Annotated in this window: 10 protein-coding genes; 1 reads left to right on the top strand and 9 read right to left on the bottom strand. The window is 43.9% G+C overall.

Features of this window, described 5'->3' with window-relative positions; translation table 11 throughout:
- Positions 1-8: 8 nt before the first annotated feature.
- A complete protein-coding gene (locus tag FDF36_RS03060) occupies positions 9-3,458 on the bottom strand; it encodes a TonB-dependent receptor (protein WP_220390284.1) in 3,450 nt (1,149 codons plus the stop codon).
- A gap of 249 nt (positions 3,459-3,707) precedes the next feature.
- On the bottom strand, positions 3,708-4,718 hold the full coding sequence (locus tag FDF36_RS03055; protein WP_220390283.1) for a FecR family protein: 1,011 nt from the start codon (positions 4,716-4,718) through the stop codon (positions 3,708-3,710).
- Positions 4,719-5,074: 356 nt separating this feature from the next.
- Here FDF36_RS03055 and FDF36_RS03050 point away from each other — a divergent pair, with 356 nt between their 5' ends.
- Entirely contained in the window at positions 5,075-6,979 is a 1,905-nt protein-coding gene (locus FDF36_RS03050) for a sensor histidine kinase (protein WP_220390469.1), read from the top strand.
- Here the strand turns inward: FDF36_RS03050 and FDF36_RS03045 are convergent.
- The 7 genes from FDF36_RS03045 to FDF36_RS03015 form a co-directional block, all read right to left on the bottom strand.
- Entirely contained in the window at positions 6,942-8,132 is a 1,191-nt protein-coding gene (locus FDF36_RS03045; RefSeq protein ID WP_220390282.1) for an ABC transporter permease, read from the bottom strand. The genes FDF36_RS03050 and FDF36_RS03045 overlap by 38 nt on opposite strands.
- Positions 8,116-9,288: an ABC transporter permease gene (locus tag FDF36_RS03040; protein ID WP_220390281.1), complete on the bottom strand. Its 1,173-nt coding sequence runs from the start codon at positions 9,286-9,288 to the stop codon at positions 8,116-8,118. Before FDF36_RS03040 ends, FDF36_RS03045 begins: the two co-directional genes overlap by 17 nt.
- Before the next feature lie 143 nt (positions 9,289-9,431).
- On the bottom strand, positions 9,432-10,430 hold the full coding sequence (locus tag FDF36_RS03035; RefSeq protein WP_005777960.1) for an HlyD family secretion protein: 999 nt from the start codon (positions 10,428-10,430) through the stop codon (positions 9,432-9,434).
- A 30-nt stretch (positions 10,431-10,460) separates the two neighbouring features.
- Positions 10,461-11,909, bottom strand: a complete 1,449-nt coding sequence (locus tag FDF36_RS03030; protein WP_409013148.1) for a TolC family protein — start codon at positions 11,907-11,909, stop codon at positions 10,461-10,463.
- Positions 11,910-12,036: 127 nt separating this feature from the next.
- The gene (locus FDF36_RS03025) at positions 12,037-12,360 is read right to left on the bottom strand and encodes a type II toxin-antitoxin system RelE/ParE family toxin (RefSeq protein WP_005793605.1); all 324 of its coding nucleotides are present in this window, start codon (positions 12,358-12,360) and stop codon (positions 12,037-12,039) included.
- Positions 12,357-12,704 carry a hypothetical protein gene (locus FDF36_RS03020; RefSeq protein WP_005793606.1) on the bottom strand — a complete coding sequence of 116 codons (348 nt, stop codon included), beginning with the start codon at positions 12,702-12,704 and terminating at the stop codon, positions 12,357-12,359. Before FDF36_RS03020 ends, FDF36_RS03025 begins: the two co-directional genes overlap by 4 nt.
- A gap of 736 nt (positions 12,705-13,440) precedes the next feature.
- A complete protein-coding gene (locus tag FDF36_RS03015) occupies positions 13,441-14,232 on the bottom strand; it encodes a DNA-binding protein (RefSeq protein WP_220390279.1) in 792 nt (263 codons plus the stop codon).
- Between the last annotated feature and the right edge of the window lie 451 nt (positions 14,233-14,683).

The raw sequence follows: 14,683 nt of genomic DNA, 5'->3' as shown, positions 1-14,683 counted from the left end.
ATCTGAATTTAAAGAGTAACATTAATGCCAAAAGAAATTGTACGATAGAAAGGATAGTTCCATGACAGGCGCTCTGGATCATATCCTTTCATCAATTTAGTGAATGTGTGAAGGTTTTCACAACTTACGAATGCTTTCAACCCTGTCAATGTAACAGGGATCAGCCATTCTCTTGGGAAACTGTAACTGAAGGTCACATTTTTGACGCGTAAGTAGGATCCGTCCATCAAAAACTTTGTTTGTGGACGTTTATTGGAATTGAGATTTTGAACTTGTCCGTAAATCCGGAAGTAATCTGCATTGGGATTTACTGCAGTATAATCTCCATTGGCAATATCTACCGGTTTCCAATAATTCAGCTGATCCTTAAAGATAGAACCGAATTGTCCTCTGTCAAATGGCCAGCGGCGCTCATCACTAATCCATACGTCACGTTTGCCCACGCCCTGTAACATTACACTCAAGTCGAATCCTTTATAGCTTACTCCCAAATTGATACCATATTGAAAACGCAAAGTGTTGTTACCTATGATTTTGCGATCACCCGGATTTTCCAGTGTTCCATCTCCTTCATCTATGCGGTTCACACTTTGTTTATCATCGCGCAAATTTTTGAATTTAATATCACCAGGACGTGGGTTGACTCCATCTATAGTGACTACCCCTTCTTTCAGTTTCCAAGTATTCGTATCTTCAAAATCATCTACCGAATAGAATCCATCTGTTTCAAATCCCCAAATAGACCCGATTTCATATCCTTCGTAATATTGGTTATTATCATCGCTCTTTTTTATAATTTTTGATTCGTTCTTGTACTTGGTAACTATGGTTTTAGAGTCATAAATGTTGAATCCTATATTATACCCCCATGGTCCGATTTTGTCTCTCCAGTTAAAAGAAATTTCCCATCCTTTTGTTCTCAAATTAGCTGTATTTTGCAAGGGTGCAGCAGCTCCTACTACGGCTGGTAACTCTATTCCCGGAGCCAGCATGTCTTTCGTATCACGGCGATACCAGTCCAGGACTCCTTGAAAGCGTCCATTAAAAGCAGTGATATCAAGGCCGAATCCGAGTGTTTCCACTGTTTCCCATGTGAAGTTACTTCTTACCAAGCCCGGAGCCTTCAGAGTTACCGGTTTAGCTCCATTTACCAACCACTTTACATCTCCTTTGGCCTCTGTTCCCATAACCGGGACAAATTGATAGGGGCTAATAGATTGGTTACCAATCTGCCCCCAGCTGGCACGGACTTTGAGATCGGACAGCCAATTGGCTGCTATTGACTTTAGGAAACCTTCGTGGGCAATATTCCATCCTACGGATGCGGAAGGGAAAAATCCAAAACGACTATTTTTGGGAAACTTGGACGAACCATCATAGCGACCGCTGGTTTCGAACAAATACTTGCCTTTATAATCATAGTTCAGGCGATAGAAAGCACCGCGTACGGCATAGGCTGTGTGTCCTTCAGTGATTACCCTGTTTTCCCCGGTAGCTGTATTGTGTGACGGATACTTGTCGTTAATCATGTCATAAGAATAGGCATAGAGATTTCTATAGTTGCTTGACTCTTGGTTAAAACCTGCCATCGCCGTAAAGTTATGACTATCATTCCATAGATGGTGGTAAGTGCCATATAAGTTAAAAGCATTATAGTCGGTAGTTTCATTCTTAGATTCCAAAGAGGAAGTTGGTGCTGTCTGCTGCACGGCCAATTGTACTGTAGTATAGTCAATAACGGCCTTATTCTTTCTCTGGTTGGCTAAAGACTTGTTAAATGTATATTCAAAAGCTATTTCAAGTCCTTTTAAAGGCTTTAGCACGGTCCTTGACAAAATACGGGCATTATCTCTGATTGTATTGTCGTCTGTTGCTATCCTTAGCATGTTTGAAGGGGTATTTGTCAACAGACTTCTTCCGTCGGATAGTGTCAATGACCCTTCAGGATATATGGTCGGCAACCTCAGGTCATACAAATGAGTTTTATCCGAAATAACAGGCATATTCTTTTCACTTTGGGCATAGCGTATATCGATCGACTGAGATAACCATGGTGTAATCTCGGCAGAAATGTAAGCACTGCCGGATAGACGTTTGTAACGGTCTTTGTCTGTAATCAGAATACCTTGTTCATTGTTATAACCCAAAGACATACGATAGGCTAATTTCTCTGTCCCTCCGCTGACCGATATATTGTGGGCCTGGAGGAATCCGAATTTGTCAAGCATCAGAGCATATGCGTCGTTTTCTTTCAGATAGTATTCCATTCCGGTATCCGGCTCTGTGTATATACCATTTTCCGTAGTCTGAAACTGACTCCGATTTTTACGGTATTCCGTCAAATACCCCATCCATGTCTTGATGTCTTGCCCCGTATAGTATTTACCGGCATTAAATTCTGCATCCAGATAACCTTGCATCCATTCCAATCCATTCGCTTGTTTCGGTCGGTCTACAGAACTCTGGAAACCAAAATTGTTATTGTAATTAACATGGAAAGCTTCTCCTTTCTTGGCTTTCTTGGTAGTGACCAGGATGACCCCGAAAGCAGCACGTGCTCCGTAGATGGCAGAAGAAGCGGCATCTTTCAAAACCGAGACACTTTCTATATCTTCAGGATTCAGCATATCAAGACTTCCGGGGACATTATCTATCAACACCAATGGGCTGCCACCATTGATAGATGTTGTTCCTCGGATATTGAAATTTTTGCTTTCTCCCGGTCCGGGAGCATCATTATTGGCGGTAATTTGAAGTCCGGGCATAGCTCCCTGCAGAGCGGCCATGGCATTTACAACCGGTCGATCTCCCAAAACATCATCCATCTTTACTTGAGAAACAGCACCTGTCAGGTTAATCTTTTTTTGCACACCAAAGCCCACTACGACTACTTCTTGCAATGCCTGAGCATCTTCTATTAGTATAATGTTTAAAGGTTTACCTAAAACGGTCTTCAATTCCTGTGACTGATATCCGACATAAGATATCTTGATCACTGCATTATCAGAACTTACCAAAAAAGAAAAACAACCGTTCAAATCTGTTATAGTTCCGTTTGATGTATTTTTTTCCTTTATACTGGCACCAATAATCGGTTCTCCTTTTGCATCTACCACTTTACCGTTGATCCTGTTCTTGTTATCACTTTGGACCGGAGTTTTTGTGGTAAGTATAATGCTTTTATCAAGAATTGAATATTGGATATTAGTCGTTGCGAAGATTTGTTTTAAAACGTTGAAAATACTGCTATTACTTATTGTAATGGATATTCGTCTGTTTAAATCTAACTGATCATTGTCATAGAAGAAGTTAAACTCGGACTGCTTCTCTATTCCTTTCAAGACTTCTTTCACTGTCTGATTGTGTACGTTGATACTGATCGTTGCTTTTTGGGCGTAACTGTTATTGGCTTGTACCATATTGATAAGGCAAATCGAAAGAAGAATCAATAGTCGCATAGCCAGTGGGATTTTTTTTGAGGTTAGCCAAAGTGACTTTGCTACCCTCGAAAGTTGGGTACTAAAATAATTTTGCATAACTTTGTACGGATTTAAGGTAAAAAACTATTTGTCAGGAATTGTCGTCAAACAGATTGCCTGATTAATTTTGTTTTTTCGTATGGGGAGACACGTCAATGTCTTTCCATACGTTTTTTTGTTTTCTTAAGGTGGTTCTCTATTCATAAGTATTAATAATATTAAGGTTAATCAATAAATCTCTATTCTCTCCTTCTCGTTTTTGTATTCTTTATCCTGAATATATTTCCATCGTATTGTTGAAGATCTCTTAAAATGCTCCAATACTCTTTCCAGAGGCTGATTGTTAAAGCATCCGGTAAATTTTCTTTTTTTAAGGTTTTTGTTTTTGATGATAAATTCTACATTATACGTTTTCCCTACTATGTGTAAAATCTCCTCTAAAGGGGTATTATCAAAAATGATTTTATTTTCTTTCCATGCTGTTTCTGATATGCCTGTAGTTTTGCAAAGCTTAACTTTATTAGTTTCCGGTGTATAGATCAGTTTTTGACTGGGGGACAAAGCTATCTGTCTTGTGGAATCATTTTGATTATAGAGAAAATTCACCTTTCCTTTAATTAAGGTGGTGGTAATTTCATTGTCTTGTTCATAAGCTTCGATATTGAAGCATGTTCCCAATACCTCTATTCGTGATTGGTGAGGAGTGGATACTATGAATTTCTTGTTCGGATTCGGAGTCACTTGAAAATAAGCTTCTCCGCTCAATGCCACTTCACGTTTTTTTCCACTGAAAAAGGATGGATAGGATAAGGAAGATCCTGAGTTTAAATGTACAATGGTGCTGTCAGGCAAAGTCAATGATGCCGTCATACCCGGTTTTACATTCACTTTCCATATTTGTGGGGATATAGATTCCTCACCATTTTGATAATATACCAACAGGGTTGCTGCAGCTACAACAGGGATAAATAAAACGGCAGCTATGCGCTGTATCCATTGCAACCAAGTAGTTCTTTTGTGTGGAGACATATGCTGTTTTACCTTACATAACGCTTTTTCTACATTAACTCTCTTTTGGCCTGAGGTTAAATATAGCACAAAGTGCTCTCGTACTATACGACGATTTTCCTCAGATTCATTCATCCAGTTTTTTACTTGCTGTCTTTCTATGTCAGTTACTTGCCCTGTACAATAGCGAGGTAAAAGCGTTTCTACTATGTTTGAATTATCTTGTTTCATAATCTGTTTTTATTCCTTGTATATAAGACAGGCATGATATGATATGCTTCTAAATGGTTGAATGAATATTTGAATATTATAACTTATGTTAGCATTCTAAGCTCTTTTCTAAGTTCTCTGTAAGAGGTTATACTTTTCTTTTGAGCACGATTATATTTTCACTTTAAAGGTATAGGGAGAGATTGGCAGGCGGCTCTTTTTAATAGAGGTTAAAAAAAACTTGTAAGAATAATCTGCCGAACAAAATATTTCTATAACTTTGGTATTAACAAACATGGTAGTAGAACTGTAAATTGGCTATTTGTCAATGAATCAAAGAGATGAATTTTATATACCCACGTTAAATCAAAACAAACATAATGATTAGCAAAACTCCTTTAGATGATATAACCAGACTGAATAAAATTTGTGCGTCTGCACAAATCGGATGGTGGGAAGTGAATTTTACTACAGAGCAGTGTTTAATTTCAGAAACCCTGCTTAAGGCACTGGGAGCCAAAAGTGAATTGCTGAGTATAGATGAGTTGATGTCCACCATACGCCAAGACTATCGCAAACGCATTACGGACGAATTCATGTCCATTCCCCAAAAAGGAGTATTCGAACAGACCTTTCCCGTATCTTCCAGCCATGGTAACATCTTCTGGATGCATTGTGCACTGAGCATGGAAGAGGAAAATGAAGAAGGACAGCTGATTGCTACCGGATATAGCCAACGGATAGAAAACCCGGAGACAGAAGGCTATCAGTGCGTATGGAGCCAACGTAGCGATAAGTTGTTTCACGATATATTCAATCATATTCCGGTCGGTCTCGAGCTATATAATAAAGAAGGGGTGCTGCTGGACTGCAATAACCGGAATCTTGAGATATTCGGCGTTACAGACAAGAACCGGATCATCGGTCTGAGTCTGTTTGAGAGTCCCAATGTGACTAAAGATATGCATGAAAGTCTTCAGGCGGGCCGCCCCGGTAGTTTCCATTTGCATTATAACTTCGATGAAGAATGTAAATTTTTCCAGTCAGAGCGGAGGGGGATGGCCGATTTGGACGTACAGACACTGATGCTTTATGATGCGGAAGGGAATCTGTCGAACTATCTGCTAATGAATATAGATAATACCGAACGCAATCATGCACTGAGCAAAGTGCATGATTTTGAGAACTTCTTCTCTATTATTTCCGACTATTCCAAGGTGGGATATGCGAAAATCAATCTGCTGGATCACACCGGATACGCCATCCGCCAGTGGTACAGGAATCTGGGAGAAAGCCATGATACACCTTTGGCAGATATTATCGGTATATTCTCACATATGCATCCCGATGACCGGAAGTTGGTACTGGATTTCTATGAAAAGGCCAAAGCGGGTACGGAACGTTTCTTTGATGGTGATCTGCGTATTCGCCGGACAGAGGGTTCAGATCAATGGAACTGGATACATAAATCTTCCATGGTGACTTCCTACCAGTCGCCCGATCCGAGACTGGAATTAGTAGAGGTGAACTATGACATAACGGTCCAGAAAGAAACGGAGGCAGAACTTAGGGCAGCCCGCGATAAAGCGGAAGAGTCCAACCGGTTGAAGTCCGCTTTTCTGGCAAATATCAGCCATGAAATACGTACACCGCTCAATGCCATTGTCGGTTTTTCCGATCTTCTGATGACAATTGACGATCCGGCGGAGCAGGAAGAGTTCCGTCAGACCATACAGAAAAACAACGTATTGCTCCTGCAACTGTTCTCCGATATCATCGACCTTTCTAAGATCGATGCAGGTTCGTTTGAGTATATGCCAAAGCCTGTTTATCTTTATCAGTTCTGTGCCATGATGCTACAGAAGATGAAGGACAGAGTACCTGAAGGAGTTGAGTTACGGATCGATGAAGATTCCCCGCTCGATGCCTGGTTCTACGCCGACAGCGGATACTTGAACCAGGTGATTACCAATTTCGTGAGCAATGCGATTAAGTTTACGCACCGGGGTACTATCACCGTCGGTTATCAGATCGATTCCGCCCGGCAGCTTGAAATGTTTGTAGAAGATACCGGCATCGGCATCTCTGCTGAAAATCAGGTGGCAGTTTTCGACCGTTTTATGAAAGTAGACAGTTTCGTACAGGGTACGGGCCTCGGCCTCCCTTTGTGCAAGAGTATTATCGAAAAGATGGGCGGGTGTATCGGTGTCACTTCCGAATTGGGGAAGGGCTCACGCTTCTGGTTCACACTTCCAGCTTCTTCTTGTATACCCACACACTAAGTCCGAAATAGACAACAACCTGTATCCAAAGAGTGATGTATTCCGGCTGTATATCTGCCATACTGGCTCCCATTGAGTTTAGTTTGACGAAGGCCAGCGTGGCAGGTGCAGCTGGGAGGATGTAATGTGCCATGCGCCAATACCATGGCATCAGCTCCAACGGATAGGAGACTCCGGACAGGAAAATCAAGCCTACCGAGAAGAAAGCGATCATCAGCAACGGAGCTTCCGAATCGGTGAAGTAACGCGAGGCTGCCAGCCCGAAGAAAGAGGTTGCCATCAGGTAAGGCACCATCATGGCGATGATGTACAGCCCGTTTCCGATATTGGGAATGCTGAAGAAGTGGGGTAATAATCCCAACAAGAACATGGAAAAGATCGCATAAAGTCCGCAGTACACAAAAGTTTTTCCGGCAACGAGACGCATTGCCCCTCCCCAGAGTCCGCTTTTATCTACTGTCCTGAATCCCGGAAGCAACGGTTCTGTAGCGCGGTGCTGATACTCGTCACCTGTCAGCATACCGATGACCATCAATAAAGTCTGGAAGATAATGACCATCATGACGGCCGGAATCAGATAAGAACCATACCCCTCGGTGTGGTTATAGAGTGCGGTGCCGGCCACGTTTACGGGCTTGGCCATGGCGACAGCAAGCAGTCCCTGCGGGGGGAGGAATACGGCACCGTCCATGCGATGGGCATCGTTGATGGCAAGGTATACACGTGAAGTGGCTTCTTGCAGCGCTTCAAAATAGAGAAAGGCGTCTGTGGTGGCGTATAGCGAGAACACAGCCTCGCGTCCCTGGAAGACACGGGTCTCAAAATCATGCGGAATGTACAGAATGCCTTGTACCTTGCCCTCTTTCATCCATTCGCGGGCTTCCCGATAGTCCATGGCTTGTGCATAGACGGCTACTTGCGGCGTGGCGTCGAGCCAACGGATGTATTGCCGGCTAAGGCTGCTGTGCGAGTTGTCGACCACTGCCACCGGAGCGTCGGTCACGATGTTGGGAGCATACATATAATTATAGAGCAGCCCATAAACAAAGATACCTCCCATCAACACCAACAGTACGGCATAGCTGGTGCTGATGGCACGAAACTCACGTGCGATGATGAAGGAAATTTGCGAAAGTTTACCGGATGTTTTCATATTTACGACTGATTATGGCTCGTCTGAGGTGCGGAAGCATCGCCAACGCCAATAACGGGAAGATACAGAGTATCACTGCCGAAGGCCATAGGTGGATAAATCCGCCGCCATAGTAGAGCATGGTTTGTGTAATTTCGGTGTAATGGCGCACCGGAAACAGATAAGAGGCGTCGCGCACCAACGGATACATGTTGAGTACCGGAAAGGTGACACCGGATAAAGTAGCTCCTAACGAGCCGACCATGGATACGATACTGATGATGATTGCCACGGCAGGGAACAGAGAGAAGATGAACAATGCCAGTGCCTGAGTGGCAATGATAAAGAGCACTGTCATGACGTTGAGCAGCAGCCAGCTCCCCTGAAAAGGTATATGCAGGATGCCAAACATGACAAAGTTGCCTAATATACCGATCAGGCTGAAGATAAGCGTGTAAGGCAACAGCTTGCCCGTAACGGCAACCGTGATGTCGCCGTCCGCCGCCTGCAACCATTGACCGGCTGTACCGAACTTTATTTCGCTTCCTACGGCATATACCGTGATAAGCAGTACCAACACCTGAAAGAGTACAAAAAAGAAAGGCTGGCTCAGGTAGACCGAGTAATCCAGCGACGGGTTATAAATGGGATGATTGTTGGCCTGCACGGGGAGCAGAAAGGTTTCTATCTGCTGTTCGTTCACTCCCAGTGCCACAGCTTTCATCACGATGGGGGAGAGAGCTACGGGTGCGAGCGAGCTTTCGAAGGCGGCCATCAATTCACCTCCCACCGAGAGCAGGGCATAGTGATAATAATAGTTCAGAGTGGCGTCCTGCCCCGATATCATATCCTGTTCAAAGCGGGGAGGGATCGAGAGATAACCATATATTTCTTTCTGCTGTACCGCTTTGCGTGCCTCGGCTTCGTCAACGAAGTGGCGGGTTACCCGGAAGGTGGGTACGGCAGACATCCGCCGGGTAATATCTCTCGAAGTGGCCGTGTTGTCTTGGTCGACAATACCGATGGGGATATTTTCCATCTGGCCGTTGCCGAATATGGTAGCCATGAAAAAGAGCGTGAACAACGGAAGTACCAGGCAGACACCGAAGTAGAGGCGTCGAGAGGTCATCCGTTGCCACTCACGTTGTATGACACGGGTTATAGGGGAGTGTTGCATAATTAGATTGTCTTTGAGTTTTGATTTACCACAGAGTAACACAGAGTCCCACAGAAAATATCTTTTCTCTTAAACATCCTATAAACAAGAGATTAAAACCCTGTGAGCCTCTGTGTCCTCTGTGGTGAATCGTATTCATTTCTCTATTTGATTTCTACCAGTACCGACATTCCCGGACGCAGCCCCTCCACTTTCTTGGTGGGACGAGCGTGGATTTCGAATGTCTGTAAATCATAGCTGCCCGTTTGCTTGGTCGACTTCCAGGTAGCAAAACTACCCAGCGGACTGATATAATATATCTTGAACCCGATTCCTTTTTGGGCCAGGGCGGGCACATCCCCAATGAATGTACCTCCCATGCGGAAGTCCGGCATCAGGTCTTCCCTTACGTTCAGTACCACGTGTATATCATCCATCACCACCAGGTTCATGATCGGAGTGCCCGGTGCGACAAGTTCGCCCCGTTTAGGAAAGATGGTTGCTATTTGTCCATCTTCCGGTGCGATCAGGCGGGCATCTACCAGGAGTGATGAAACTTCATCAACCGTGCTGTTGGCCGCATTGACCATCGAGCGGGCCGAGGCTTTATCTTCACTTTGCGCTCCGTCTACAGCCATTTGATATTGCTCGTAAGCAGCCCGTTCGGCCGCTTGTGCGGCTTTGTACATGGCTTCCACTTCATCTTTACGTTGAGAAGTGACTACACTGTCCTTATATAAAGTGAGAATACGGTTGTACGTTGTCCGTGCCAATGTCAGGTCGCTTTGAGTTTTGTTCCATAATTGCTGCGCCGTAGCTATGATCTGCTTGCGGGTTCCGGCATCAATCTTCTTGTTCTGTTCTACGGCTACTTGTTTCAATGCGTCCACCTGGCGATACTTGGCCTCTACAGTCGGACTGTTGATGACTACCAGCGTATCTCCTTGTTTCACCCACTGGCCTTCTTCAACCAGGAAGGTGTCGATGCGTCCCGGCAGTTTGCCGCTGATGCGAATCTCGGTAGCTTCGGCCTGCCCTTGCAAGACGAGAGGCTGGTGGCGCATGGCAATCATTCCGATGACGGTGAAGAGTGCTACTGCCACAAGTACAACGATGAATGCGATACTTAAGGTTCTGCCTTTTTTAGATTCTGAATTCTCCATCTCTTATTATTGTTTTATTGGTTACTCCGTTCATTCGATTTCTATTTCATTTCTTCTGTTCTCCGTAATGGGAAGAGAGGTGACATCCTTCATGTTTCCGAACTGTTCCGGTATTCCGCACAGTGCCAGCAGATTCATCAGCGTCACGTCATATTCGTAGTAGGCCGCCAGTCTGGCTACTTTTGTTTTCGAAAGTAAGGTTTCTGCGTCTACTACCTCTGTCGAAGTGGCCATTCCTTCGGCGAAGGCTTTTTTCCGCATCCGTACCAGTTCTTCACTCAGTTCGATGGTGGTGTTCAGCGCCCGTACGTTGTCGAGTGCCTTTTGCAGGCCGGTGTATAGTTTGTCTACCCCGACGGACAGGTCGTCACGCGCTTTCTCCTGTCCCAGTGCAAGGGTTTGTTGTGTCAGGCGTGATTGCCGGATTCGCTTTTCCCGTTCCAGTCCGTCGAAAAGGTTCCAGGTGAAGCCTACCCCGATCATGGTGCGGGGCAACAGGTTGCTCTGTATGCCATGTGAATAAAGAGTTTGTTTGCCGAAAAGAGCGATATTGGGCAGATAGCCACTCTGGTCGATGCGGACCTGCTGCTTGGCCATGTGTTCTTGAAGACTCAGTTGGTTGAGCAGATAGTTGCTGATGCCCACTACCTGCATAAACTCCATCTTCGGAGGAAGAGTATCGTTGATAAACAAGGGAGAGGAAGGTGAGATGTCTCCGCTCGTCTCCAGATTCAGCAAGGTCTTGAGGGTGCGTTGCACCACGGCCTCTTCCTTGCGGGCGGCCTCCAGTTCACGCAGTGCCTCGTCCATGTTGACTTGGGCAAAGAGGCGTGCCGCTTTATCTATCATACCGGTGGACTCCAGTTTCAATGCGTTCTCGTAATGCAGCTTCAGTGCTTTGTACGATTCCAGGCGGACACCGACAATTTCTTGTGCCAGGCGCAATCCGTAGTAGCTTTCGGCAAGCAGTGTTCGTTGGGTGGCATCGGTCTGTGCCCGGTTCTCACGGGCAAGGTCTATCATCGTATTGCCTATCTTAGTGGCATGAATACGTTTGCCTCCGGCGAACAATACCCATTCGGCGGTCAGGTCGACAGTGGTCAGGTTGCGCGGTGCCAACGGAAAGATAAGTGTGTTCGTCCCGATTTGATCGAGTATGGACGATATGATTTTATCGTCCGGCAAGATGGAATGTACGAAGTCTTTGGCCGGATCGGTGAATTGAGAAAGCGGTTGCTTCACTTCTATCTTCTCCGAAAGGTGTACAAATGCTCCGGTCGATTGCAGGCTGGGCATCCAGAAAGCATTCAGCTTCCCACGTTCGGCACGGGCTATGTCGATGCCTTTGTCGGCTATCTTCAGGCTTTGGTTGCCTTTGTGCAGCAGTTGCAGCGCCTCGTTAAAGCTAAGCTGATGTTGCGAAGTTTCCTGTGTGGGAGGGAGGCTCTGCGCCGCGACGGTGTTGTTGTATAAGAGCATTCCTGCCGCTATCATCAGTGCGACGGGTATTTTCTTTTTTTCCATACGTCTGTTACGGTTTAGGTTTATGAGTCCTTGTAACAGACGAGGGGGGAGGTTTGTTCAGAAGATAAAAGGAATGCCGTCTTTATAATCCGACTTCTCTGTTCAACTTAGAAGGATGTTGGTGTGTATGAAACAAAGTTACGATGAATATGGTTTCTTCCTTTTCGTCTACATAATATATAATTTTATAAGGATTTACGAGTAAATATCGGCAGCTAATCTGTTTTTCTTTGGCAAGTATCAGTTCTACAGGTCCTCGGAATGGGTTATTGATTAATTGCAACGTTTTTTGCTCAATGGTTCTTGCCAGGCGATCGGCTGCTTTGTTGCCAAACTCTTGTTGGCTGTATTCTAGAATTTCAATAACTCTTTTTTGTGCTCGAATTGTCCATGCTATCTTCATCATAATAGATAGTGTTTAAAAGTAGTGTGCATTTCTTGGCTACTGATTGTTTGTCCTTGTTGTATTTCATCTATTGCTTGTTCTATTTCTTCTTTAATTTCATCTTCTGTGAGTTGGCAAGGGACTGTTTTTTTAACAACAGTTTTTTCTTTCAAACCGAGTACATCGTGAAGTTTCTGTTTCACTTTATCGATGATTTCTTTACTGTCTATATTAGCAATAGTCCGGATCAGTTCTGCTTTCTCTGCTTCTAATTCGAGATAAGCCATACTATTGTAAGCTACTGTCGGCTCGGACAGTCGGGTGGTTTCCTCCTCTGGTTGCTTGTATTTTTCAGGCTCTTTCATAATACATCTTGTTTCTTTTAGTACAAATACAAAGATAATAAATTAATTGATAGCGAATGATATTTATCTGTGTAAATCAGCGTAATCTGTGGTGAAGTTCATTATAACATATTCGTTTGTCAAATTGGTACCTTATAAAATGTTTTCTAGATCAAAAAGACAGGCAATGGCATTTTCTGCTAACTATCCCTTTTTGTTTTCTTACCCATATAGGGGAGAATGTCCCGGAACTTTCTGCTTCTTTGCCCCGAAAACCGGGCTTGGGAAGGGAAAGAGCCGGTGTTTTCACCTCGAAGAGCCGGCATTTCGACCAAAAGAAGTAAGCATTTGCTCCGAAAGATGGTTGTGTTTTTCAAAAATGAATAAGAGTTTTGCCCAATATCTCTATATGTTTTCTTCCATTACATATATTGTTCTTGTTTGGGAGTGAAAACAGTGATCCTATTTCTTTGGTTGCTCTCGTAGAGTGATAGGTTGATGATTGATAAAAATGTGATATTTTATTGGTTTTTGTTTCTGTTGTTAAACGATAATGCAAAGTAGGTATCCTTTTGTTCTCGTAATTGATGTATTGGTTTCTAACGGTATTTTCTTGGTGCGAAAATACGGCGATTTTAGCCCATCCTTGGTACTTTGTACGGGAAAAAGCGAATCTGAAGCGTTTGGATTATCATTTTGATAAAAGGGTATTTTGTATCTGTTTCAATTCCCTTCGGGATACTCGGTTCTATCTTTTTTATATTACCAGTGCAGCGATCTCTGGTGACAGCTCGATGTTTCCGTCTTTGCGGACAATGATGAAGTTGGCATCCCTTAGTGCGTTCATCACATTCTTATACGTAACCAGTCCCATACCCTTGAAGCGTCTCAGGCTTTGCCATCCGTTTTGGGTGGTGTATCGCAGAAGGTCATGCACTGTTCTGAATCCCATTTCTCCATATAAAACATTATTGGCATGTCCGCGGATAAGACTCGATAAGGGAGTATTGATACGTGTGGCCATATTGCATTTATCGAATATCAGTTCCATTGTCGGACTATGAAACGTGGCGATCCTTTCTGTGTTCTCACTCAATCTTCCGAGGATAGAGCTGTAGGAAACCGAGACTTGGGCATAAGTCATCTTATTGCGTTTAGCCACCCGTGCGATGGGTTCGCCACCGGAAACGGAAAGGAATATTTCCCGTTCGTGATCATCGGTAATCAACTGCCCAAGTTCTTGAATGAGGATATGAAAAAGCGGTTGGTGCAGTTTCTGGGTTTTCAATAGGAAGAGTTCGTCGTCACATTGTGAGAGGAGTACTTCACGTTCCAGTTCCTTTTCTTTGATAATCTTTTCCAGATAGTTCTCACCTAAATCTTGGGTTTGGTGAACATCCAGATATTGAATCAGGCTTTCGTCATCAATCATTAGGACGTTCTCTATCCTCGATGAAGCGATATATCCCAAGTTTGCCCATGTGCGGAGATCGGATTCGGCGATGCCGCGTTTCTCCGACAGTTGTTTGAGGGTTATCCAGTTAGCCATGCCTGCCCCTCCTTGTTACTTCTTTGATTGGTCTGTTCATACCTTTCTGATTATTATGAACGTCCACATCCTTATGTATACCTTATATATAAGAAGTCGGGCGCTGAGTTCATATTTATCCAGACGAAAGGTAGTACCAATACCCCTGTATATAATAAATATGTTCACACGCCCGACCCTACGTCGTACGCATGAAACAGATTTATTGATATACAGTTTTTGCATTAAATTAATTTGGTACTTTCTTCGTCTGCAAAATTGTTTCAATATGCCGCATTTCTCTTCGGCTTTCAAGTGACAAAGATAAAGAATCTTGTGGGAATAGCAAAGAATGTGACAAGAAAGTTGAGACTGTTATGACTTCCGCATGGAAACACTCTGCATGGATTGGGGATGTGTCATTATTCACCACAGAGTAACACAGAGTTCCATAGAGCTAACTTAATCTGTT

The organism is Bacteroides fragilis, assembly GCF_019583405.1.
GTDB classification, from domain to species: Bacteria; Bacteroidota; Bacteroidia; order Bacteroidales; family Bacteroidaceae; genus Bacteroides; species Bacteroides fragilis_B.
This window is presented reverse-complemented; position numbering and strand designations above follow the sequence as displayed.